Source organism: Roseobacter cerasinus, from assembly GCF_009811755.1.
In the GTDB taxonomy this organism is placed as follows: Bacteria; Pseudomonadota; Alphaproteobacteria; order Rhodobacterales; family Rhodobacteraceae; genus Roseobacter; species Roseobacter cerasinus.
Map to the genome: position 1 here is coordinate 254,679 of NZ_BLIV01000004.1, position 22,484 is coordinate 277,162.

The 22,484-nt window shown below is 61.6% G+C and carries 22 protein-coding genes; 18 read left to right on the top strand and 4 right to left on the bottom strand.

The genetic code is table 11. The annotated features are described in order from the left end of the window. Nucleotides 1–3 precede the first annotated feature (3 nt). The 4 genes from urtD to urtA form a co-directional block, all read right to left on the bottom strand. Nucleotides 4–744, bottom strand: coding sequence for an urea ABC transporter ATP-binding protein UrtD (urtD, locus tag So717_RS12235; RefSeq protein ID WP_159977646.1), 741 nt, complete (start codon nucleotides 742–744; stop codon nucleotides 4–6). A 5-nt stretch (nucleotides 745–749) separates the two neighbouring features. Continuing rightward, nucleotides 750–1,874, bottom strand: a complete 1,125-nt coding sequence (urtC, locus tag So717_RS12240; RefSeq protein WP_159977648.1) for an urea ABC transporter permease subunit UrtC — start codon at nucleotides 1,872–1,874, stop codon at nucleotides 750–752. Nucleotides 1,875–1,886: 12 nt separating this feature from the next. Continuing rightward, the gene (urtB, locus tag So717_RS12245) at nucleotides 1,887–2,813 is read right to left on the bottom strand and encodes an urea ABC transporter permease subunit UrtB (protein WP_159977650.1); all 927 of its coding nucleotides are present in this window, start codon (nucleotides 2,811–2,813) and stop codon (nucleotides 1,887–1,889) included. 72 nt (nucleotides 2,814–2,885) lie between these two features. Beyond that, the gene (gene urtA / locus So717_RS12250) at nucleotides 2,886–4,157 is read right to left on the bottom strand and encodes an urea ABC transporter substrate-binding protein (protein WP_159977652.1); all 1,272 of its coding nucleotides are present in this window, start codon (nucleotides 4,155–4,157) and stop codon (nucleotides 2,886–2,888) included. A 174-nt stretch (nucleotides 4,158–4,331) separates the two neighbouring features. Here urtA and So717_RS12255 point away from each other — a divergent pair, with 174 nt between their 5' ends. From So717_RS12255 to So717_RS12340, 18 genes are all read left to right on the top strand, one after another. Next, nucleotides 4,332–7,721, top strand: coding sequence for a hybrid sensor histidine kinase/response regulator (locus tag So717_RS12255; protein WP_238840878.1), 3,390 nt, complete (start codon nucleotides 4,332–4,334; stop codon nucleotides 7,719–7,721). Beyond that, nucleotides 7,708–8,604: a response regulator transcription factor gene (locus tag So717_RS12260; protein ID WP_159977654.1), complete on the top strand. Its 897-nt coding sequence runs from the start codon at nucleotides 7,708–7,710 to the stop codon at nucleotides 8,602–8,604. Before So717_RS12255 ends, So717_RS12260 begins: the two co-directional genes overlap by 14 nt. Nucleotides 8,605–8,742: 138 nt before the next feature. Then, complete coding sequence (locus So717_RS12265) at nucleotides 8,743–9,297, top strand: eCIS core domain-containing protein (RefSeq protein WP_238840880.1); 555 nt, start codon at nucleotides 8,743–8,745, stop codon at nucleotides 9,295–9,297. A 50-nt stretch (nucleotides 9,298–9,347) separates the two neighbouring features. Continuing rightward, nucleotides 9,348–10,580, top strand: coding sequence for a transporter substrate-binding domain-containing protein (locus tag So717_RS12270; protein WP_159977658.1), 1,233 nt, complete (start codon nucleotides 9,348–9,350; stop codon nucleotides 10,578–10,580). Further along, the gene (locus tag So717_RS12275) at nucleotides 10,580–11,368 is read left to right on the top strand and encodes a class I SAM-dependent methyltransferase (RefSeq protein WP_159977660.1); all 789 of its coding nucleotides are present in this window, start codon (nucleotides 10,580–10,582) and stop codon (nucleotides 11,366–11,368) included. Before So717_RS12270 ends, So717_RS12275 begins: the two co-directional genes overlap by 1 nt. Continuing rightward, nucleotides 11,365–12,969, top strand: a complete 1,605-nt coding sequence (locus tag So717_RS12280; RefSeq protein ID WP_159977662.1) for a transporter substrate-binding domain-containing protein — start codon at nucleotides 11,365–11,367, stop codon at nucleotides 12,967–12,969. Before So717_RS12275 ends, So717_RS12280 begins: the two co-directional genes overlap by 4 nt. Continuing rightward, complete coding sequence (locus So717_RS12285; protein ID WP_159977664.1) at nucleotides 12,966–13,577, top strand: ABC transporter permease family protein; 612 nt, start codon at nucleotides 12,966–12,968, stop codon at nucleotides 13,575–13,577. Before So717_RS12280 ends, So717_RS12285 begins: the two co-directional genes overlap by 4 nt. A gap of 113 nt (nucleotides 13,578–13,690) precedes the next feature. Continuing rightward, complete coding sequence (locus tag So717_RS12290) at nucleotides 13,691–14,263, top strand: Pvc16 family protein (protein WP_159977666.1); 573 nt, start codon at nucleotides 13,691–13,693, stop codon at nucleotides 14,261–14,263. Further along, nucleotides 14,263–15,003: a hypothetical protein gene (locus So717_RS12295; protein ID WP_159977668.1), complete on the top strand. Its 741-nt coding sequence runs from the start codon at nucleotides 14,263–14,265 to the stop codon at nucleotides 15,001–15,003. The genes So717_RS12290 and So717_RS12295 overlap by 1 nt, the downstream gene beginning before the upstream one ends. Before the next feature lie 13 nt (nucleotides 15,004–15,016). After that, nucleotides 15,017–17,191 (top strand): cadherin-like domain-containing protein, encoded by a 2,175-nt coding sequence (locus So717_RS12300; RefSeq protein WP_159977670.1) that lies wholly within the window; start codon nucleotides 15,017–15,019, stop codon nucleotides 17,189–17,191. A 21-nt stretch (nucleotides 17,192–17,212) separates the two neighbouring features. Next, complete coding sequence (locus tag So717_RS12305; RefSeq protein WP_159977672.1) at nucleotides 17,213–17,671, top strand: phage tail protein; 459 nt, start codon at nucleotides 17,213–17,215, stop codon at nucleotides 17,669–17,671. Nucleotides 17,672–17,675: 4 nt separating this feature from the next. Continuing rightward, nucleotides 17,676–18,131, top strand: coding sequence for a phage tail protein (locus So717_RS12310; protein WP_159977674.1), 456 nt, complete (start codon nucleotides 17,676–17,678; stop codon nucleotides 18,129–18,131). Beyond that, on the top strand, nucleotides 18,131–18,304 hold the full coding sequence (locus tag So717_RS12315) for a hypothetical protein (RefSeq protein ID WP_159977676.1): 174 nt from the start codon (nucleotides 18,131–18,133) through the stop codon (nucleotides 18,302–18,304). The genes So717_RS12310 and So717_RS12315 overlap by 1 nt, the downstream gene beginning before the upstream one ends. Before the next feature lie 3 nt (nucleotides 18,305–18,307). Further along, nucleotides 18,308–19,000 (top strand): CIS tube protein, encoded by a 693-nt coding sequence (locus So717_RS12320; protein ID WP_159977678.1) that lies wholly within the window; start codon nucleotides 18,308–18,310, stop codon nucleotides 18,998–19,000. 9 nt (nucleotides 19,001–19,009) lie between these two features. After that, on the top strand, nucleotides 19,010–20,773 hold the full coding sequence (gene vgrG, locus So717_RS12325) for a type VI secretion system tip protein VgrG (RefSeq protein ID WP_159977680.1): 1,764 nt from the start codon (nucleotides 19,010–19,012) through the stop codon (nucleotides 20,771–20,773). Nucleotides 20,774–20,783: 10 nt separating this feature from the next. Beyond that, complete coding sequence (locus So717_RS12330; protein WP_159977682.1) at nucleotides 20,784–21,074, top strand: PAAR domain-containing protein; 291 nt, start codon at nucleotides 20,784–20,786, stop codon at nucleotides 21,072–21,074. Nucleotide 21,075: 1 nt separating this feature from the next. Then, a complete protein-coding gene (locus So717_RS12335) occupies nucleotides 21,076–21,513 on the top strand; it encodes a GPW/gp25 family protein (RefSeq protein WP_159977684.1) in 438 nt (145 codons plus the stop codon). After that, a complete protein-coding gene (locus tag So717_RS12340; protein WP_159977686.1) occupies nucleotides 21,510–22,415 on the top strand; it encodes a hypothetical protein in 906 nt (301 codons plus the stop codon). Before So717_RS12335 ends, So717_RS12340 begins: the two co-directional genes overlap by 4 nt. The last annotated feature ends 69 nt before the right edge of the window (nucleotides 22,416–22,484 follow it).

Sequence of the window (22,484 nt, forward strand, 5' to 3'; positions counted from 1 at the left end):
CCTTCAGTGGCCCAAGTAAACTTCGACAACCTTGGGATCGTTCTGCACCCGCTCCATCGAGCCTTCGGAGAGCGTTTTGCCCTGGTGCAGCACGGTCACGCGGGTCGCGATGTCAGCGACAAAGCCCATGTCATGCTCGATCACGATGACGGAGCGGTCCTGGATGATGCGGTTGAGCAGCTCGGCGGTTTTCTTGCGCTCGGCCACCGACATACCGGCGACCGGCTCATCGAGCATCAAAAGCTCCGGGTCCTGGATCAGCAGCATTCCGATCTCCAGCCATTGCTTTTGCCCGTGGCTGAGAAAGGCGGCCTTTTCGTCCAGCTGATCGGCGAGGAAGATGGTTTCGGCGATCTCCTTGATCCGCGCCCGCACATCCGTATCGCGTTTGAAGACCAGCGCGCCAAAGACGCTGTGGCCCTTGGGATAGCTGAGCTCCAGGTTTTCAAAAACGGTCAGGTCTTCGTAAACCGAAGGTGTCTGGAATTTGCGGCCCACACCGGCATTCACGATCTGGTCTTCGCGCATGGTCAGAAGCTCTTGGTCGTGGAATTTGACCGACCCTGCGGTGGCCTTGGTGCGGCCGCAGATCAGATCCAGCACCGTGGTCTTGCCGGCCCCATTCGGCCCGATGATCACGCGGCATTCGTTCGGCTCCACGTAAAAGCTCAGCGCGTCGACCGCCTTGAACCCGTCGAAGGAGACGGTGAGGTCTTCGACTTTCAGGATGAAACGCTCTTGCATGTCGCTTACTCCGCCGGGGCGCCGTCGGGCGCAGATTTGTCAGCGGGCGCCTTGCCCAGCAGGGCGAGCAGCCGCGGTTCGATCTTCTCAGACCAGACCCCTGCGAGGCCGTTGGGGAAGAGCATCACCACCGCGATGAACAAGCCGCCCAGGCCAAAGAGCCACAGCTCGGGGAAGCTTTCGGAGAAGGTGGTTTTGGCCCAGTTGACCAGCAGCGCGCCATAGACAGCGCCGAGGATCGACAGCCGCCCGCCCACGGCGCAGAAGATCACCATTTCAATCGAGGGCACGATGCCCACGAGCGTTGGCGACATGAAGCCCACCTGCAGCGTGAACATGGCCCCGCCGATGCCCGCGAAGGCGGCGCCCAAGCAGAAGATGAAAATCTTGAAGTTTGCCACGTTGTAGCCCGAGAAGCGCACCCGGTCCTCCTGATCGCGCATTGCGATCAGGAGCCGCCCAAGCTTGGATTTGCGCACATATTGCGCCGCGAACAGCACCGCAAAGAGCAACACACCGTTCACGAAGTAAAGCGTGGTCTTGGCCTCGTCGGTGCGAATATCCCAGCCCAGCAGCGTGCGCAGATCGGTGATGCCGTTCACGCCGCCGGTATAGCCTTGCTGGCCGATGATCAGGATTGTCAGGATGGCGGCAAATGCCTGGGTGATGATGGCAAAATAGACCCCGCCGACGCGCCGGGTGAACATGGCCACCCCGATGATGAAGGCGAAGACCACAGGCACCGCCACCACCGCAAACAGGGCCAGCGGCAGCGAGTAGAAGGGCTGCCACCACACCGGCAGTTCGGTCAGCTGGTTCCAATCCATGAAGTCCGGGATGCCGGGGGTGGATTGGATCGACGTGTTCTCGGGCGTGGAGGCTTCGAGCTTGAGGAACATCGCCATGCAGTAGCCGCCCAGGCCAAAGAACACGCCCTGCCCAAGGCTCAGGATGCCGCCCGCGCCCCAGCAGAGCGCGAGGCCCACGGCGACAAACGCGTAAGTGAGGTATTTGCCAAAGAGGTTGAGGCGGAAGCTGTCCAGCATCATCGGAAAGACGATGAAGATAAGCGCGGCAAGCAAGGCAAAGCCGATCATCTCTTTGCGGCTGAGGAAGGCGGAGGATTGCATCTGGCTGGGTCCTTACTTGCGCAGCTTGAGAGAGAAGAGGCCCTGCGGGCGGATCATCAGGATGCCCACGACCACCAGCAGGGTCAGCACCTTGGCCATTGAGCCGGAGAGGAAGAACTCCATGATCGACTGCGCCTGGCTGATCGAGAAGGCGGAGGCGATGGTGCCGAGGAGCGAGCCTGCGCCGCCGAAGACCACCACGAGGAAGGTGTCGACGATATAGAGCTGCCCGGCGGTCGGTCCGGTCGAGCCGATCATCGTAAACGCCGAGCCCGCGACACCTGCCACACCACAGCCGATGCCAAAGGTCAGCCGGTCGGTCCATTCGGTGTTGATGCCGACAGCGCCTGCCATCACGCGGTTCTGATTGATCGCGCGCACCTGTTTGCCCCAGCGGGAGCGGAACATCATGATGTAGACGGCCAGTGAAATGCCCACGGCGAGCACCATCACAAAAATGCCGTTGATCGGTACTTCAATTAGGTCGGTCAGGGGTAGGGACCCCATCATCCAATCGGGGATCGACACACCAACCTCCCGCGCACCAAAGACGCTGCGATATGTCTGCTGCAGAATGAGGCTCAACCCCCAGGTGGCCAGCAGCGTATCGAGGGGCCGTTTATAGAGGTGTCTAATCATCGCCCATTCGACGAAGAGGCCAAGCAGCCCGGAGGCGATGAACGCGAGGATCATCGCCACGAAGAAATAGATACTGAACAGTGCAGGCATGTAGTCCGCAAAGAGGTTCGACATCAGATAGGTGACGTAAGCGCCGAGGATCATGAACTCCCCATGCGCCATGTTGATCACGCCCATCTGGCCGAAGATGATCGCCAGACCCAGAGCCATGAGCACAAAAACAGAAAACAGGATCAGCCCTGCAAAGCCCTGCATGGCGAAAATAGCGCCAAGCTCGGCCATTGAATAATCGGCAAACATCTCATGCCTCCGGGTGTCTTTTGGGAAAGTAGGGGCGGCCCGGGTCTGGCACCCCGGACCGCGAAACCGGCCTTATTGGTAGCCTTCGGGGAAGGGATCAGGCTCCACCAGGTCGGCGGTCTCGAACACAACCTCGTACTGACCATCCGCCTGCGCACGACCCACACGCGTCTTGGACCAGAGGTGATGGTTCTCATGCACTTTCACGTAGCCTTCGGGCGCGCTTGTCAGCTCGATGCCTGGGCTGGCCTCGCGCACCTTGTCGACGTCGAAGCTGCCTGCTTTTTCGACAGCGGCTTTCCAGAGCCAAGGGCCGAGATAGGCGGCTTGGGTCACGTCGCCGATCACCATGTCGTCGCCCCACATCTCCTTGAAGGCACTGACGAAAGCGAGGTTGTTTTCGTTTTCCAAGGACTGGAAATACTTCATGCAGGCATAGGCGCCGTCGATGTTCTCGCCGCCGATGCCGCGGATCTCGTCCTCGGTCACCGAGATGGTCAGCAGGATCGGCTTTTCCTTGGTCATATCGATGCCAGCCGCCTTGAGTTGCTTGTAGAAGGCAACGTTCGAGCCGCCCACAACGATGGCGTAGATCACATCGGGCTTGCGCAGACGGATCTTGTTGATGACCGAGTTGAACTGCGTATGGCCGAGCGGATAGTATTCTTCGCCCACGACCTTGCAACCGTCCATGAAGTTCTCGATGTGCTTACGTGCGATCTTGTTCGACGTGCGCGGCCAGATGTAGTCAGAGCCGAGCAGATAGAATGTCTTGGCGCCCTTCGTCTGGTTCACCCAGTCGAGACCCGCGATGATCTGCTGCGTGGCCTCCTGCCCGGTGTAGATCACGTTCGGGCTCTCTTCGAGACCTTCATAGAAGGTTGGGTAGTAGAGGAATCCATTGTGCTGCTCAAAGACCGGCAGCACCGCCTTGCGCGAGGCCGATGTCCAGCAGCCCATGACGCTCGCGACCTTGTCGTTGACCAGCAGCTTGCGCGCTTTCTCCGCAAAGGTCGGCCAGTCGGAGGCACCATCCTCCTGGATATATTCGATTTTGCGGCCCAAGATGCCGCCCTGTGCGTTGATCTGTTCAATCGCAAGCTTCTCGGCCTGCACCGAGCCGGTCTCGGAGATCGCCATAGTGCCAGTGATCGAGTGCAGAATGCCGATGGTGACCGTATCATCGGTGACCGCGAGACCGGTTGTGTTCACCTCTGCCGTCGGAAAGTCCGCCGCGCGCAGGCCCTTTGGCATGAACAGCGAGGCTGTCAGCGCCGTGCCCCCGGCAAGCACCGCCCTGCGGCTTACCCCGTTGGTTTTATTGTCAGAAATATCGTCAGACATGTTGCCCCCTTGTCAGATGCTCAAGAAATGGGCGATTCCAGATCACCCGCTGTTGGAATGATCGCGGGCAATGCTGCGGCGCAGTATACGTCAAATGACGTATAGGGATGCGCGTTTTGTGCACGTACTGTCATGCCAATGATAAGGGCTGGGGGAGCCTGACCACTTTTTGCGATGGCTGACGTGGGGCAGAGCATCTCCTTTCTGCATGGGAGCGGTATGGTCGCACGTCTCAAAGCCACGCGTGAAAAGCGCACCTACAATCGTTGGGTCGCCAACGAGACGATGGAGGATTTTGCGCTGCGCTATACTGCGCGGCGCGCGCGGCGTTGGAGCTATGGCCGGGTGGCAAACACCGCCATCGGGTCGATCTCCTTCCTCGCGCTGGAGGCCATTGGTGCCACCATCACGCTGACCTACGGGTTCGACACGGCGATCACTGCGATCATGCTCGTGGGTGCGATCCTGTTTCTGACCGGATTCCCGATTTCCTACTATGCTGCCAAATACGGGCTAGATATCGACCTGATGACGCGCGGGGCGGGCTTTGGCTATCTCGGCTCGACGATCACCTCGCTGATCTACGCGTCTTTCACCTTCATCTTCTTTGCGCTGGAGGCCGCTATCCTGGCGCTTGCGCTGAAATTCACACTCGGAGTGCCTCTGTTCCTGGGCTATGTGGCCAGCTCACTGGTGGTCATCCCGTTGGTCGTGCATGGGTTTTCCAAGATCTCCACCTTTCAGGCCTGGACCCAGCCGCTTTGGGTGCTGCTACATGCGCTGCCCTTCGTGTTGCTGGCCTTTTCGGGATATGATCTGGAGATGTGGACGGGGTTTGAGGGTAACCCCGCCGTGCCCGACACCTCGCGTCTGCTGATGCTGGGTGCGGCCTCGGGGGTGGTGTTTTCGCTGGTGGCGCAGATCGGCGAGCAGGTGGATTTCCTGCGCTTTTTACCGGAACCGAAAACCCGAAGCGACAAGCGGAAATGGTGGCTGGCCCTCATCTGTGCCGGCCCCGGCTGGTCGGTGCTGGGGATGCTCAAGATGCTGGCCGGGTCCTATCTCGTCACCCTCGCCATCCGCGAAAGCGTGCCACCACAGGAGGCGACGGACCCCACGCGCATGTATCACACCGCCTTTGAACAGGTGTTGAGCTCACCCGCCCTGGTCTTAGGGTTGACGGCGATTTTTGTGATTTTGTCACAGCTGAAGATCAACGTCACCAACGCCTATGCGGGCTCCATTGCCTGGTCCAACTTCTTCTCTCGCCTGACCAAGAGCCACCCGGGCCGCGTGGTCTGGCTGGTCTTTAACGTGGCCATTGCGCTGATGCTGATGGAGCTTGGGGTCTTCACCGGGCTGGAACACGTGCTCAGCCTCTATTCTCATGTGGCTGTGGCCTGGATCGGGGCACTGGTGGCGGATCTGGTGGTGAACAAGCCGCTGGGCCTCAGCCCCAAGGGCATCGAATTCCGGCGCTCACATCTCTATGACGTGAACCCGGTGGGTATCGGCGCGATGGTCGTGTCCTGTGTGGTCTCGCTGCTGGCCTACGCCGGGCTGTTTGGCCCTCTGGCGCAGGCGTTCTCATCCTTCGTGGCGCTGCTGACGGCCTTCACGCTGGCGCCGATCCTCGCCTGGGCGACGGGTGGGCGCTACTATCTGGCGCGGGACGACACCGAGACGTCGGAAGAGCCTGGGCTGCAGACCTGCACGGTCTGCGAATACCGGTTCGATGCCGAGGATACGAGCCACTGCCCTTTCCATTTCGGGCGCATATGCTCGCTGTGTTGCAGCCTCGATGCAGCATGCCAGGACCATTGCAAACCGCATGGGCGGCTAGACAAGACCGTCAGCGAAGCGCTGCACGCCGCCCTGCCGGAGCCCGTGGCCAAGGCGTTGCAGTCGCGGCTCTCGCGGTTTCTGGTCACGACCAGTGCCATTTCACTGAGTTTCGGCGTCTTGCTGCTCTTTATCCGGGGGTTTGCAGGGGCCGATACCCAAGATGCGGTCCTGACCATCATCTTCTGCATGATCCTGATTGTGATCGGCATTTCTGTCTGGATGTTCATTCTGGTGGGCGAGAGCCGCCGCAACGCCATGGCGGAGGCGGAGCGGCAGACCGAACTGTTGCTCAAGGAAATTCGCGCCCATGACCGTACTGAACAGGCGCTGCAACAGGCCAAGGAAAAAGCCGAGGCCGCCAATCTCGCCAAGACCCGCTATATGTCGGGCCTCAGCCATGAGCTACGCACGCCGCTGAACGCGATCTACGGCTTTGCGCAGCTCCTTGAAAAGGACCCGGGCCTGACGGATTGGCGCGGGTCTATCACCAGCATCCGCCGGTCATCAGAACATCTCGCCGGGCTGATCGATGGCCTGCTGGACATCGCCCGGATCGAAGCGGGGCGGTTGGAGATCATGCGCGACCGCGTCAACCTGCGCGTTCTGCTACATCAGATTGCTGCGATTTTCGAAGCGGAGGCCGCCGCAAAGGGTATCGCCTTTGACTGGACGATCCGGGGACGGTTGCCGACGCTGGTGGGCACCGACGAAAAGCGTCTGCGCCAGATCATCATCAACCTGCTGTCCAACGCGATCCGCTACACCGATACCGGGCGTGTTGCGCTGGATTTGGCCTACCGCAACGAGGTTGCTCTGATCACGGTCACCGACACCGGCATTGGCATTGAACCGCAGAACATCCCGCGCATCTGGCGGCCCTTTGAACGTGCAGGCCAGTCGGGGCAGCAAGGCTCAGGGCTCGGGCTGACGATCACCAAACTGCTGGTTGAAATCCTCGGCGGCGAGATCGATGTGGAAAGCAGCCCGGGGGAGGGCAGCATTTTTTCCGTCAAGCTCATGCTGCCATCGATCACGCCCGGTGTATTTGATCTGGAAGACCGGCGCGATGATGCCGCTTTGCCCGCATTTGTCGGCTACACCGGCCCGCGTCAGACAGTGCTGGTTGTGGATGACGACACCAACCATTTGTCTCTGGTCGAACAATTTCTCAGCCATCTCGGGTTTGTTGTGCTGATCGCCCCATCCACGGATATGGCGGAGCAGATGCTGAGCGAAGCGCGGCCTGATATCATGCTGCTGGACATCGATATGCCTGACCAGGACGGATGGTCCTTTGCGCAGGAACTGCGTTTTGGCGACTGGCCGCATCTGCCGATTATTGTGATTTCAGGGCATGCGGATGAAGAGAGCGTCAGCCGACCGAAGATCGCGCTGCATGATGCGTTTATGGCGAAGCCGTTCAATCTTGACGAGCTCCTGATGCAGATCGCCGAGCTTTTGAAGCTCAAGCTGGTCCCGAAGGAGGATCAGGATACACGTGAGATCGACGCGGTCCGGCTGGGCGCCGAGGATCGGATGCGGCTGATCGAAAGTGCGTCTCTGGGCCACATCGCAGGGGTCCGCCAACAGCTGCACCGGCTGCGGGCTAAGGGGCTGTGTGATGCGGGCACGCTGCGCAAACTGGACAAGCATATGGAGCATTTCGACCTCGGAGGGATCGTGAACCTGCTGGAGGATGTCGAAGATGCGGCCCAGTGACATGAGCCAAAACTGCATCGCGCTGGTGGTGGACGACAATCCGGAGGCCTTGGGCATGGTCTCAACGGCCTTGGAGCGGAATGGCATTACCGTTCTTGTGGCCACGGACGGGCAATCCGCGATAGACCTGACGCATCGCGTGCGGCCGGATGTCATTCTGATGGATGCGGTCATGCCCGGGCTCAGCGGGTTCGAGACTTGCCGCACCCTCAAATCGGGGCCTGATGCGGTGATGGCGCCGATCATTTTCATGACCGGGTTGTCCGATCAGGAGCACATCCTCGAAGGGTTGAGTTCCGGTGGGGTCGACTACATCACCAAACCGGTGATCGTTGAGGAGCTGATCGCCCGTCTCAGCACTCACATCGCAAATTCGCGCCTGTTGCAGAGCGCGCGTGCGGCACTGGACAGCTCTGGCCGTTCGGTGCTGGCCTTTGATCTGGACGGCACGCTGCTCTGGGGGTCATCGCAGGCGAAGGAGACGTTTCGCAGCTTTGACCTCTCCCACCACGCCCCGGCCTGGAGGGCCTGGATTGCCTCTTGTGGGCGTCAGCCGGTGTCAGCCGTGCTGCCCTATGAGGTCGGGCCGCTGACATTTCAGTTCATGGGTGTGACGCCTGTGCCGGAGGTTCTGGTCAAACTCATCCTGCGATCGTCGGATCGCAAGGAGGACGTGCTGGCGCGGCAGTTTGATCTGACACCGCGCGAGGCCGAGGTTCTGTTCTGGCTGACGCTTGGGAAGACCAACCGCGACATCAGTTCGATTCTCGGCTTGAGCGCGCGGACGGTGAACAAGCATCTGGAGCAGGTCTTTCAAAAGATGGGGATCGACAATCGCACCTCGGCTGCGGTGATGGCGGATCGGGTGCTGAACGCGCAGTAGGCGGCATCATGAGAGGCTCCATCAAACGGTGCTGTGACCGTTGCGCCGCAGGGCGCCGGTGATGCAGCCGCGTTAACCAAAGATCAAATGACGGCGCGGGACTCTGGTGCTAGGCTTGCCACCATAAGGAGAATCCCCTTGAGCCATATTTTTTCTGCCAGATCAGATGGCCCGCATTTTTCCCGCAAGCGGCAGAGCAGCGCCCCCTCCGCCACCGTGGCCTCCATTGCCTCGAAAAGCCATGCGTTGCAGGCCCGCGCGGATCAGAGTGCCGCAGTACGGCAGTTGGCGCGCTGGACGGGAAAACCGGTGCTGCAGCGTGAGGGGATGCCAGAGGAGCAAGCCTCGGGCGGTCTGCCCGCAGATCTGCGCAGCGGGGTGGAATCTCTATCCGGTATGGATATGAGCGACGTGCGGGTGCACTACAACTCAAGCGCGCCGGCACAGTTTCAGGCGCATGCCTACGCGCAGGGCAGTGATATTCATCTTGCTCCGGGGCAGGAGAAACATCTGCCGCATGAGGCCTGGCATACCGTGCAGCAGAAACAGGGCCGCGTGCAGCCGACCCGCCAGTTGGCCGGTAGCGGTGCTGCGATCAATGACAATGTGGCGCTGGAACGGGAAGCCGATGTGATGGGCGCGCGCGCGGCCTCCGCCCCGGCGCAAAGGGTTGCCGAGCAACGGGACGACTGATGCGCCGATCTCAATGCCACGTCCTCCTTTGGGGTCTCTGCCTTCTTAGCTTGTTCGCGGTCTCTGCCGTGCAGGCCTGTGACGCGCCCGAGGGCCAGCACGATCTGGTGGTGGCGATCCGGTCTGCGGAACCCTTTACGTTCACCGGGCCGGACGGGTTGCCGCGGGGTTTTGCGGTGGATCTGTGGCACTCCATCTCGACGGATATCGACAAGACGACGGCTTTTGTGAATTGCGACAGCATTGACGCGCAGGAGGCCGCTCTGCGGCGCGGCAGCGTCGATGTGGTCATCTCGCCGCTGACAATCACGGCCGAACGGATGCTGACCTATGACTTCAGCCAGCAGTATCTGTCGTCGGGGCTGACGCTAGCCGTGGCGCAATCGGGGGCCATCGATTTTGAGGTGGCCATCAACACCATAAGCGAAACCGTGTTTCAGCCGACGGTGGCGCGGGCGATCATTCTCTTCCTGCTGCTTAATCTGGTCACGGCGTTTCTGCTGCGGGCGCTGATGCGCAGCCTACCGGATGGGTTGGACGACCATGGCGAGGTTGGCCGGTTTCGCGCCTCGACGGCCTATATGCTGGAAGCTGTCGCGCGCACCTCTGGTCTCAAAGGGGTTGGCGATGGGTTCCGCACATTGCTGGGCAAGGTGTTCGAGATGGTGATGGCCGTGGTCGGCACCGCGCTGTCGGCGATGATACTGGGCGTGATCACATCGGCCTTTGTCGGCGCGATTGGAGAGAACCCGCCCGTCTCCGCGCAGGCGCTGCCGGGGATGAGCATCGCCGTTTTGCGCTGCTCTACTGCGCAGGAGTTTCTGCGGCAGGAGGTGACCGAAGCGGCCTTTCGCGCCGATGAGGACAGCGCGGAGCAGGAGGGGTTGATGGCGCGGGCGGCCTGGCTTGACTGTGCGGCGCATCAGGCGGACAACATGCGCAAGGTAGATGCAATGCCACAGGATGGGCTGCCGGGTGGCTTCATACTGACACCGACGTGGAAAGAGGCGGTGGAGCAGCTCTATCAGGGTAAGGTGGAGGCGGTGCTGGGGGATTGGGTCGCGTTGTCTTACCTGTCGCGCCGTGCGCCTTACGACGGGCAGGTCAGTGTACAGAACAGCGTCTACCGCAACGAGCCCTATGGCTGGGCGATCACGCGGGCGGGTGGCAATGAGGAGCTGCGCCGCGCCATTGACAGCGCGCTGATTGTGCGGATGCGCGACACCGATTGGCGCAAGCGCATCGAAAACACCTTGGGCTCGGGGGCGATTGCGCCGAACTGATGGGACATCACCAGGATATCCGCCCGGTTCAACGGGACAACCCGACCGAAGGGTCCTACAGGCTCTACTTCCGGTCGGGCCATTACGACAAACGCTATCCGGGGCCGAATGTGACGACGTGGGATAAGGTACTCGATCTGCTGCCGCAGGGCGGGCATGTGATCGACTATGGCTGTGGCAACGGGCGGTATCTGTTGCGACTGCAGGAACGCGCCGGTCGGGCTGCGGGCTATGACATCAACCCGGCAGCGCTGGAAATTCTGGCGCAGCGCGCGGTCGAGATGGGCTGGAAAGATCTCAAGGTACTCGGGCCGAACCCGGAGGCGTTGACCGCGCATGTGCGTGCGTGCGGACAGGCTGATTTGATCCTCTGTCTTTTTGGCGTGCTGGCTCACATCGAAGCGCGCGAAGAGCGTCTGACTGTGCTGCGCCAAATGCGCCGCATGCTCCGCCGGGGCACCGGGCATCTGCTGATCTCGGTGCCAAACCGGCGGCGGCGGTTCTGGCACGAACAGCGAAAGGCCGGCCCAAAGGCCAAAGGGCTGATCCGCTATACCCGCGTCATTGATGGCACCGAGGTGGGCCTGCCTTACCAGCTTTATGACCCTGCCACCTTGCAGGCCGAGCTGGCAGAGGCGGGCTTCTGGATCAAGAGCATCGAGGCCGAGAGCGTGCTGCCAGAGAGCTGGCTGACCAGCCATAACGCGCTGCGCCGGATTGACACGGTTCTGACCCGCATCTGCCCGGCGGCCCTGGGTTATGGGCTGATCGCTGTCGCCACCCCATGATCCGCGTGCTGGCGCTTGTGTTGGGCCTGCTGGGGCAGGGTGCCTTGGCGGATGCGCAGGTGCCCGCAGCAGCTGATGGGCGGCTTGCGCATATCCTGCAGCGCGGTAGCCTGATTGTCGGGGTCAAGACGGACTATCCGCCCTGGGGCATGCTAGATGCCGAGGGGACGATCATCGGGCTGGAGCCGGACCTCGCCCAGCTGCTGGCGGAGCGTCTGGGCGTGGGGTTGGAGTTGGTGCCCGTGACCGCCTCCAACCGGCTGGCCCGACTTGAGCAAGGGGTGGTGGATGTGGTGATCGCCACCATGGGCGACACCGCAACACGGCGCGCGCAATCGGGTCTGCTGCAGCCGAGCTACTATTCCAGCGGCGTGGTGGCCTATGTCCCTGCTGACAGCCCTTACCAGTCCTGGGCGGATCTGCGTGGCCAACCGGTCTGCATGACGCAAGGCGCCTACTACAATCGGACGCTGGAAGAGACCTATGGTGTCGCAGGGCAATATTTTCCGGCCAATCGCGAAGCCAAGATGGCGCTGTCGTTCGGGCGCTGCGTGGCCTGGGCCTTTGACGACACCGCCCTTGTGCAGCGGGTGCTGGCGAATCCGGAGGACGGCTACACAGTTATGCAGGATCGTATCCTGGTGACCCCCTGGGCCGTGGCTGTGGCCCGCAGTGATCGCGAGGCCAGCCTTGGTCGGTTCGTTTCTGCCATGATTGGGGAGTGGCACAGCGCCGGCACGCTTCTGGCGCTGGAGCGCAAATGGCAAATCGGAGAAAGTGCCTATCTGCAGGGGTTGAACAAGGTCTGGTCAACTCCGGGCGCCTGTTTGCGGGGTGCGGATGGCTTGCCGCCCGCCTGCCAGGGGGCACCGCCCTTTGCGGCGCATGAGGATCCCAGGGCGCCGCCCGACTGGATGACCCGCCTGCGTGATCACACCGGCATCGATGTTCTCGTGCTGCATGAGGCTTACACGAGAGGGAGGCTGGCGCAGGGGTTGGGGATGACGCTTGCGCTGTCGGCGACGGCGATCCTGGGTGCGCTGACGGTTGGATTGTTGCTGGGGATGATGGATGCTGCGCTGCAAAGACGCGGCGTCTGGGGGCAGGTGCTGCTCTTGCCGCAAAAACTGCTTGTGACCTTGGCGCGGATGACGCCACCGATCCTGCAGATGTATATTGTCTTCTTCGGCCTGGGCGGGGTGCTTGCGCAATCCGCGATCATCACGCCCGGGGCCTTTGCCACAGCGGCGCTGATCCTGTCGCTTTATGCAGGATCGACCAACGCCGTGCTGATCTCGCATGCGCTTGCGCAGGAGCGTGCTGTGTATCCCGACGCCGGGGTTTGGTCGCTGCTGCCGCACGCGTTCCAGCGGGCCTATGACGGGCTGGTTGCCACCTGCGTGAACATCGTCAAGGCCGCCGGGATGGCGAGCGCCATCGCTCTGGCCGAACTGGTCTCGACCGTGAACCTGATTGTCTCCGAAGGCGGTGATGTGGCCACCTTCATGAACGGGTTGCTGGTGTTTTATTTCCTGCTGATGCTGGGCGTGCTGTGGCTCTTCCGGCTTTTGCGGCGCTGGATCGTCGGGTCCGAAGCATGATCGAACTTTTGCTGAGCCATACGGACTACCTGATACGCGGGTTCGCCATCAACCTGTTGATCTCGGTGTTGTCCATGGGGCTCGGCACCGTGCTTGGGGGCGCGCTGGGGTGGTTGCGCGCGCAGCGCGTCACTGCCCTCGGGTCCGTGGCGCATATGGGCACCAACGTCTGCCGCAACGTGCCCAGCTTTGTGTTGCTCTTCTACATGGCCTCGATGATCCCCAGCGAGGTCACGATCAGCGGCACCATCATGGCCGTTCCGCTCTGGATCAAGGCGACGCTGGCGCTGACCTTTCCTGTTGTCGGCTTCACCTCCGATCAGTCGCGCGGCTATTTTGCGCAGCGCATGGCCGGGCTGACCGGCGCGAGGGAGACCTTTGTGGTCGCCTGGGTGCAATACTTCCTGATTATCCTCATGGCCTCGGCCACCGCCTCTGTCATCGGCGCGGATGAGATCGTGGGTCGGGCCAATATTGTCATTTCGCAGAATGAAAGCCCGCAGTTCCTGCTGCTCACCTATCTCTACGTCTCGTTCTGGTTTCTCGCGGCGGGGCTGGCGCTGACCAGCGCAGCGCGGCTCCTCACCGGGCGGCGTGGGGTGACCTAGGGGAAAGGATGCTTGCTTTTTGGCGACTCATCGGTACGGTTAATTCAAATTAAAGTTGAAATTCCCGGAAGGGCACACGCAGCAGTGCCCGTTCGGACCTTGGATTACCGCCGATGATCGACCAGGCATTACAACTCGTCCGTGATCGGCTGAACGATCACCTGCGCATACGCTTTGCCGTGTCCGAAGACCTTGTCAGCCTGTCACCCCTGACCGATGTGGAAGGCAAACCCGCAAAGGAAGCGCGCAATCGGCTGGTGCTCTTCATGGTCAACATCGCGCGCGACACAGTGCCGCGCCAGCGCACCGCGCGGGGTGCCGCGCCCACGCTGCAGGCGCAGCCTTTGCACATGGATGTCTATTTCATGGTCGCTTCGGGCCATGACGTCGATCTCTACCCCGAAGGGCTGAAGCTGGTGTCTGCGGCGCTGATGTTCTTTCAGTCCCAGCCTGTCTTCACCCCGCAAAGCACGCCGGACATGCCACAGGGGCTGTCGCAGCTGACGGTGGAGGTCAGCAACATGGGGCTGGAGGAGGTTGGCCAGATCTGGTCGAACCTCGGCAGCCGTTACGTGCCCTCGGTGATGTTCAAGATGCGCTCGGTCATGATCGACGCGAGCATGACGACGGGCATTGCACCGACCATCACAGCGCCCTCGCAGCGGGCCGAGGCGGAAACCGTCTGATGGGGTATTCGGAACGCCTGCGTCTGGAGGTGCAGCACGCCTTCTTTGACGAGGCGGTGCCGCCATTGGAGATGCGCCCGAGCGATCCGCGTGGCTTTGACGCGGCGCGGCTGCTGCTGCGCCAACGGGGTCGGTTTGTGCATGTGCTGCAGGACGATGCGGTCGAGGATCAGCCCTCGGAGATCGCGCTGACACTGCTGGCCACCGCGCATGATCTCTTTGCTGTGACCAAGGGCGCCGTCTGGGGCGCTGTGGTGCATCTGACCGCCGGGCTGGACCAAGAGGCGCTGGCCTTTGATGAGGCTGGCCCTGCGCAGCCCACGGATACGGCGGGCCGGTTCCTGCCCGTTCTGGCGACCCTCGACATAGCACTTCCGTCCGAGGGCCGGCGCGATCTGCTGCTGCGCTGCGACGCCGTGGCCGCGCATTGGGCCTATCATCTGATTGGTGCGGGGCAAATCGACGCCTTGGAGGTGGTTGACAGCGCAGGCGCTGTCGCCTTCGAAGATCTGGGCGAGCAGGACCTGCCCAACGGCCAGGCCGCGCGGGTGATCCGCTCTATCCAGGCGTTGGCCGCCCGGGCCCGCCCGCCGGAGCGGTTTGCGCTGCAAAAGGCCGGACCATTCGGCCCGGAAACGCTTGTGCCTGTGCTGCCCGCTGCCGCCATCGATTTCAAACCCATCCCCGACACGGGCGCCCCGCCGCGTCTGCAATCCGACATCTTCGTCACGCTTTGGTAAAGGAGAGCCCAGAATGGCTATGAAGACCCCCGGTGTTTACATCGTTGAGAAGAACGCGTTTCCCAACTCGGTGGTGCAGGTGGCCACGGCTGTCCCGGCCTTCATCGGGTACACCGAAACGGCGATGAACGGGAATGTCTCGCTGGCGGGCACACCCTGGCGGATCACCTCGATGTCGGAGTTCCACAGCTACTTCGGCGGCGCGCCGGAGCCGATGTTCGAGGTCAAACCCTTTGAGGCGTTCACCGGGGTCTCGCCCCTGTCGGCCGATGGCGCGGACAAGAAGCCCACGATGCCGCGGGCGGTCTTCACCACACAAGGCCCGCGCGGGGCGGAAGAGTTCGAGCTGGTGCAGACCAACCCGGCCTATGCGCTTTACGGCGCGATGCGGCTCTTCTTCCAGAACGGCGGCGGCGCCTGTTATGTGACCTCGATCGGCTCTTACAGTGACGACATCGACGCGGATGCGATGATGGCAGCAATCGACCGGCTGAAGAAGGAGCCGGAGCCGACGATGGTGGTGATCCCGGAAACCACGCGGCTGGTGCGGCAGAACGCGGTCAAGGTGCAGCAGGCGATGCTGAAGCACTGTGGCAACGACATGAAGAACCGCTTTGCGATCCTCGACATCTCGGGCGGCTACCTGTCGCAGTCCGATCCTTTGGGCAACCCGGTGGCGACCTTCCGCAATGATGTTGGCACGAACAATCTGGACTTCGGCGCGGCCTATTACCCGTGGCTTGACAGCTCGATCTATCAGTCGCGTGATTTCACCTTCGAGAATATCGACCCCGGCAGCCGCAAGACGCTGATTGGCCTCATGCGCCGCTCGGTCGGCAAATCGGACGAGCTGCGGCAGGAGATCGAGCGGATCTCGGCGCCCTCGATCATGGGGGATTTCACCCTGTCCGTGCCGAAGGGCGGTACCATTGCAGTGACGACCACAGACATCACGGCGACCGATGATGAGAGTAGCGCTGAGGGCCTGACCTACACCGTCGAGGGCAGTGAGGACGCGATGGCGGGCAAGCTGGTCAAGACCGGCTCGACCGATGCGATCACCAGCTTCACCCAAGCACAGTTGGAAGCCGGTGAGGTCAGCTTTATCCACGACCCGGAGAAAGGCAGCACGGGTCAGTTCGACCTGGTGGTGAGTGACGAGAACGACATCGCCACCGATGCCCGCACCATCGCGGTGGATGTGGTCGGCGGTTTGCTTGATGCGCCTTCGGTGGCGGCGGGCAAATCGGTTGTGGTAGACGTGCCCGCCGATCACCCCGACGGCGACAAGGCCAGCGTGAAGCTGATCGACGCGGACACCGACGCAGGCAAGGCCAAGACCGAAGAAGGCGTGGGCACATGGAAAGTGGGCAGCGGCGGCAAGGTCACCTTTGCACCCGACCCCGCGTTCATCGGGCCTGAAGCCTCGGTCAGCTACACCATCGAAGTAAATGGCGCAGTGCAAGGCCCACAGCAGATCCGCATTCTGATGAATGACAGCGACGCGGGCGTGGAAGAGGGCAGCCCCTCAGCCGCGACCATCGACAAGACGCTGCGCGCTGTTGTGCCGCTCTACACGGAAGTGATGAACGAGATCACTGGCTATATGAACTCCATGCCGCCGTCCTCGGCGATGGCCGGGCTTTACACCATGGTCGACAGCAGCCGGGGCGTCTGGAAGGCGCCCGCGAATGTTTCGGTCAACTCGGTCGTGGCGCCGATGGTCAACATCAGCCACGAGGAGCAGGAAAACCTCAACGTCTCGACCACCGGTAAATCGATCAACGCGATCCGGCCCTTTGTGGGCGAGGGCACGCTCGTCTGGGGCGCGCGCACGCTGGACGGCAACTCGCTTGACTGGCGCTACATCAACGTGCGCCGGACTATGATCATGATTGAGGAGTCGATCCGGCTCGCCTCGAAGGCCTATGTGTTCGAGCCGAACACGGCGCAGACCTGGGTCACCATGCGCTCGATGATCGAGAACTTCCTGACCTCGATCTGGAAGCAGGGGGGCCTTGCGGGCGCGGTGCCGACGGATGCGTTCAGCGTTCATGTGGGCCTCGGCGAGACCATGACGCCGGTGGATATTCTGGAAGGTATCTTGCGCATCACCGTTCTGGTGGCGGTCACGCGGCCTGCGGAATTCATCGAGATCACCTTCCAGCAGCAAATGCAGAAATCGTAAGTTTAGAGAGGATATTCAGATATGGCAGACGACGGTTCCGCCCAAACGCAGGCCATCTGGCCGCTTCCCAAGTTCCACTTCCAGGTCAAGTGGGATGACACGGAACTCGCGTTCCAGGAGGTCTCGGGCCTCGACATTGAAAGCGAGCCGATCGAGTACCGCGCGGGCAACAACCCGGTGTTCTCGACGATCAAAATGCCGGGGATGATCAAGACCTCGAACATCACCATGAAGAAAGGTGTGTTCGTGAAGGACAACGCCATCTGGGATTGGTTCTCCGAGATCAAGATGAACACGATCACGCGCAAGGCGCTGACGATTTCGCTGCTCGATGAGGCCCAGAACCCGACCATGGTCTGGAAGGTGCAGAACGCGTTTCCGATCAAGGTGACAGGCACGGATCTCAAGGCCGATGGCAATGAGGTGGCGGTGGAGAGCATCGAGATCGCACACGAAGGCTTTGTAATCGAGAACGCCTAAGCGCATGGCCCTGTTTGACCCTCCTGTCGCGTTTCATTTTTCGGTGATGTTCATGGGGCTCTTTCCGCCCGTGCCGGACATGGCGTTTCAGGAGGTCTCGGGACTGGAAAGCAGTATCGAGCTGGAGCCGTTGGTGGAAGGGGGCGAGAACCGCTTTGTCCACCAACTGCCGAAACCGGCAAAGCGGCCCAACCTGCAGCTCAAACGCGGCATGACCACGGCGGCCAGCGGGTTGGTGCAATGGTGCAAGAGCACGCTGGAGGGTGATTTCGCCAAGGCGATCACGCCCAAGGACATCAACGTCTCGCTGCTCAACGCCAGCCGCATGCCGGTGGCCTCCTGGTCCATCGGCAATGCCTTTCCGGTGAAATGGTCGGTGGGCAATTTCGACGCGATGAAAAACGAGTTGGCCATCGAGACTATCGAGCTGGCCTATACGACGCTGAAAAGGAATATGTGATGGCGATTGAGATCGGATCGCTGGTGGTCAAGGGCCGCTTTGGCCCGCCGGGGCGCAGCGAGCGCGAAACGCAGCGCGAGCTGGCGCAGCAGATGGCCGAGATGCGGCGCGATCTGCTTGATGAGATGCGCGAGATCATGGCGGAGGCGGCCCAGCGGCCGGTCGACCGCTAAGCCATGGCCAAACTGAAGATCATCCGCTGCAAGATCCAAAACGGGCAGATCAAAGAGCAGAAGGGCACGGCCAACACCTTCGAGGCGACCATCAACCCTCAGGACTACTCGCATACCTTCGGGCTGAAGTACTCCGGCACCGGCGAGGGCAGCAGCACGGCGGGCGCCTTGGGGAAATCGGCCCCGGTGGCGAAATTTGCCAGCTCTGAGGCGGAGAAGCTGAACTTCAGCATTGTGCTTGATGGCACCGGCGTAGTGCCCGACGCCGCAGGCGTGACCGTGGCCGAGCAGGTCGATAAGCTGCGCAGCATCGCCTATGACTACGATGGAGATGAGCATGAGCCCACCCCGGTCAAGGTGGTCTGGGGCAAGGGACTCAAGGCGTTTTTCGGACGACTGACGTCACTCAGCGTGGACTACAACCTCTTTCACCCCGATGGCTCAGCGTTGCGGGCCAAGCTCAAGCTGGATTTTGTCGAGGCCAAGACCGACGCCGAAGAGGCGCGCGAGGCCAAGCGCAAATCCCCCGATATGACCCATATGATCCGTGTGCAGGAGGGGGACACGCTGCCGCTGCTGTGCCAGCGCGTCTACAAGGACGTGACCAAATATCTTGAGATCGCGCGGATCAACGAGCTGGACACATTTCGCGACCTGGAGCCCAACACGCTGTTGCGCTTCCCGCCGATGCGATGAGGGTTGGTGATGGCGGATAGCCCTCTGAAAGACGCTGACGGGACGTTATCGGTCACGATCAAGACCAATGACAAGGCCATCAGCGATGAGTTGCAGATTGCGCGCGTGCAGGTAGATGCCGGGGTTGGGCGCATCCCCGAGGCGCAGGTGGTCCTGATGGCGGGCTCGATTGCCGAGAATGAGTTTCCCGAAGCGGATGGGTCTGACTTCAAGATCGGGTCAGAGATTTCCATTGCCGCCGCTTATGGTAGCGGGTCGGATCAGACGCTGTTCAAAGGGGTGATCCTATCAAAACGGCTCCGCGTGATCCGGGGCGCCCCACGGCTTGAGCTGGGCTGCATCGACAAGGCGGCCAAGCTGACCTACACGCGAAAATCAGCCCTTTATGAGAAGAAAAAAGACAGCGACGTCATGGGCCAGATCATCAAGGATGCGGGTCTGACCGCGGATGTGGCCAAGACAAAGGATACCGCGCGCGACATCCTGCGCCACGCCTGCACCGATTGGGGATATCTGCGCAGTGTGGCTGACCGCTCCGGTCATGTGATCACCGTCAGCGATGGAAAGGTGACCTCGAAAGCGCCCGATGTGAGCGCACAGCCGGTGCTCACGGTGACGCTGGGTATGGACCTGATCAGCTTTGATGCACGGGTCGATGCGCAAGGCACATTGGACGGCGCGCGGGCCACATCCTGGGACGCGGCAACGCAAAAACCGGTCGAAGGGAAAGGGGCCGCTGCAAAAGCGCCGGACTGGGGCAACTACACGCCCGCCAATCTGGCCAAGGTTCTGGGCCAACGTGAACACCTCGTCGGAACGGCGTGCGAGATCCCCACAGCTGATCTCAAGACCGGCGCGGATGCGCGCGGGTTGCGCAGCGCCCTGGCGACGATCCAGGGGCAATGCACCTTTCAGGGGGCCGGCGTGGCTGTGCCTGGCGCCATGATCGAGCTTGAGGGTCTTGGCGACCGTTTCAGCGGAAAGGCGTTTGTCAGCGGCGTGCGGCAGCTGATCGACGCAGGCGCCTGGACCACAGAGGCCCAGCTTGGGCTGCCGGACAGCTGGAACGTGGATGCCACAGGGTTTGAGGGGGAAAGTGCGGCAGGTCTGGCCCCTCCGATCCACGGGTTGCAAGTCGGCAAGGTGGTGCAGATTGACAAGGACCCGGCAAAAAAGCTGCGCTTCAAAATCAGCCTGCCGATGATCGCCGACCCCGCGCCGCAGGTCTGGGCGCGCTATGCGCAGCCCTATGCCTCCAACAAGGCGGGGATCGAATTCTACCCCGAAAAGGACGATGAGGTGCTGGTTGGCTTTCTGAGCGCCGACCCCAATGCGCCCGTCATCCTCGCCTCTTTGCACAACGCCAAACAACCGCGCCCGGATGATCCGGAGGCCAAGAACTTCATCAAGCAGATTGTCACCGCGTCCGAGCTCAAGCTGGTCTTTGATGATGATAAGAAGATCATCACAATCTCAACGCCCGGCGGGCATTCCGTGACGATGGATGACGACGCCAAGAACGTGAAGATCAAGGATTCCACTGGCAATGAAATCGAGATGGCCAGTGGTGGGATCACTATGAAAAGCCCCAAAGATATCACCCTGTCCGCCACGGGCGCGGTGAATATTTCTGCAAACACAGACGTAAGCATAAGCGGGATGAACGTGACGGCCGAGGCGGATGTAGGCTTTACCGCTAAGGGCAACGCCTCTGCCGAGGTCAGCGCCAGTGGGACGACCACGATCAAAGGCGCCATGGTCATGATCAACTAGGGAGCAAGACATGCCACCAGCCGCCAGAGTGACAGACATGCAGACCTGCCCGATGGTGACGGGGATCGTGCCGCATGTGGGCGGGCCCATCATCGGACCCGGCATTGCGACGGTGCTGATCACCAGCATGCCCGCCGCCGTGCTGGGGGACAATTGCACCTGCGTCGGCCCGCCCGCCACCATCATCAAAGGGTCGGCCACGGTGATGATCGGCGGCAAACCGGCGGCGCGCATGGGCGACAGCACCTCGCATGGGGGCAGCATCGTTTTGGGCGCGCCCACAGTGATGATCGGAGGATAGAGTGGCAGAGCACGACCCCTCCTTTCTTGGACGCGGCTGGGCCTTTCCGCCCGATTTCGACAATGGCACCGGGCAGGCACAGCTTGTGCAGGCCGAGGAGGACATTGCCGAAAGCCTGCGTATCCTGATGGAGACGCGCCCCGGCGAGCGGGTGATGCACCCGAACTATGGCTGCCGCCTGCATGATCTGGTGTTTGAACCCATGGATGGCGAGACCGAAGCCGAGATTGAGACAGCCATTCGCCGGGCGATCCTGTTCTTTGAGCCGCGCATCAAGATCACCTCCATCCTTGTGGATGTGCGCAACGCGCTGGACGGGCATCTCGCGATCACCCTGACCTATACGGTGATCGAGACCAACGAACGGCACAACATGGTCTTCCCCTTCTACATCACCGAAGGCACCCTGATCTCTGACAAGCCGGTGCCTGCCGCATGAGATATCTGGGTGCATGTCTGGCGTCGGCCCTGCTGTCTGGTTGTGGCGTCGTGGAGGCGGTGCAGACCAGCAAGGCGTTTGAGCTGGTGGGTCTTGCGCCAGATGAGCCCTGCGTTGTCACGGCGCGTGAAGGCAGGCGGCTTGCAGGTGCGTACCTCCGCCAGCCTGTCGCGTCTGGGGGGGGCGATGTGTTTTTCGTGACGGGCAAGCCTTCGAAGGCTGGTGTGCCGAAAAACCTCAAGTTCAACGATCTCACTGTGCGGAGGGTGCGCCCGACGGAGGATGGTCAGCTGGAAGGCTGGCGCAGCTCGGAGGCTGTGCCGATCCCGGGGCTTGGCTCGGATGGCAATCTGCCTGCCGCCTACACGCTGAGCTATGAGGCGGATGGGATCAGTTTTGCCGGCCCGGCTGTGATTGGTCCCAGCCCGGCGGGGTTTGAGATCCCCACGACGGGTCGGGTGATCTATGAAGGGACTGCGCAGCTGACACTGACAGCCTCTGCCGAGGCCGAAAAGACCGTGGCGCAAGCCAAGTTTATCATGGACATCGGATATGGATCGCAGCAGGCGCAGCTCTCCATTGATGCCAGCGGTGCGGGCCTGCCCTTTGACGGGGTGACGTGGTCGCGGCTGGGGATCTGCGGCACGCGGATCGTAAGCTCGGGCCAGGGTCAGGTGTTTTTTGTGCAGCCAGACGGCGCCCGAGAAGCGCCATTTCAGAACGGGCGAGAGACGACACCGATTCGCGCAGTGCTAGAATCGTCGCAGTTCGCGCGGGCGGAGCGGCCGGGCACGCCGGACAGTTTCGGTGGCACATTCATCATCGCGGGCGATACCGGCACGCTGACCGGCGTCTTCCTTGCAACACAAGCAAAAACTGAGGTGAATACGGACCCCTTATAGGGGTGTGATGGCCAGTTTTCCTTGCGTCCGCAAGGGCTGGGCATAGAGTTGTGACAGGTGGGGTTTTCG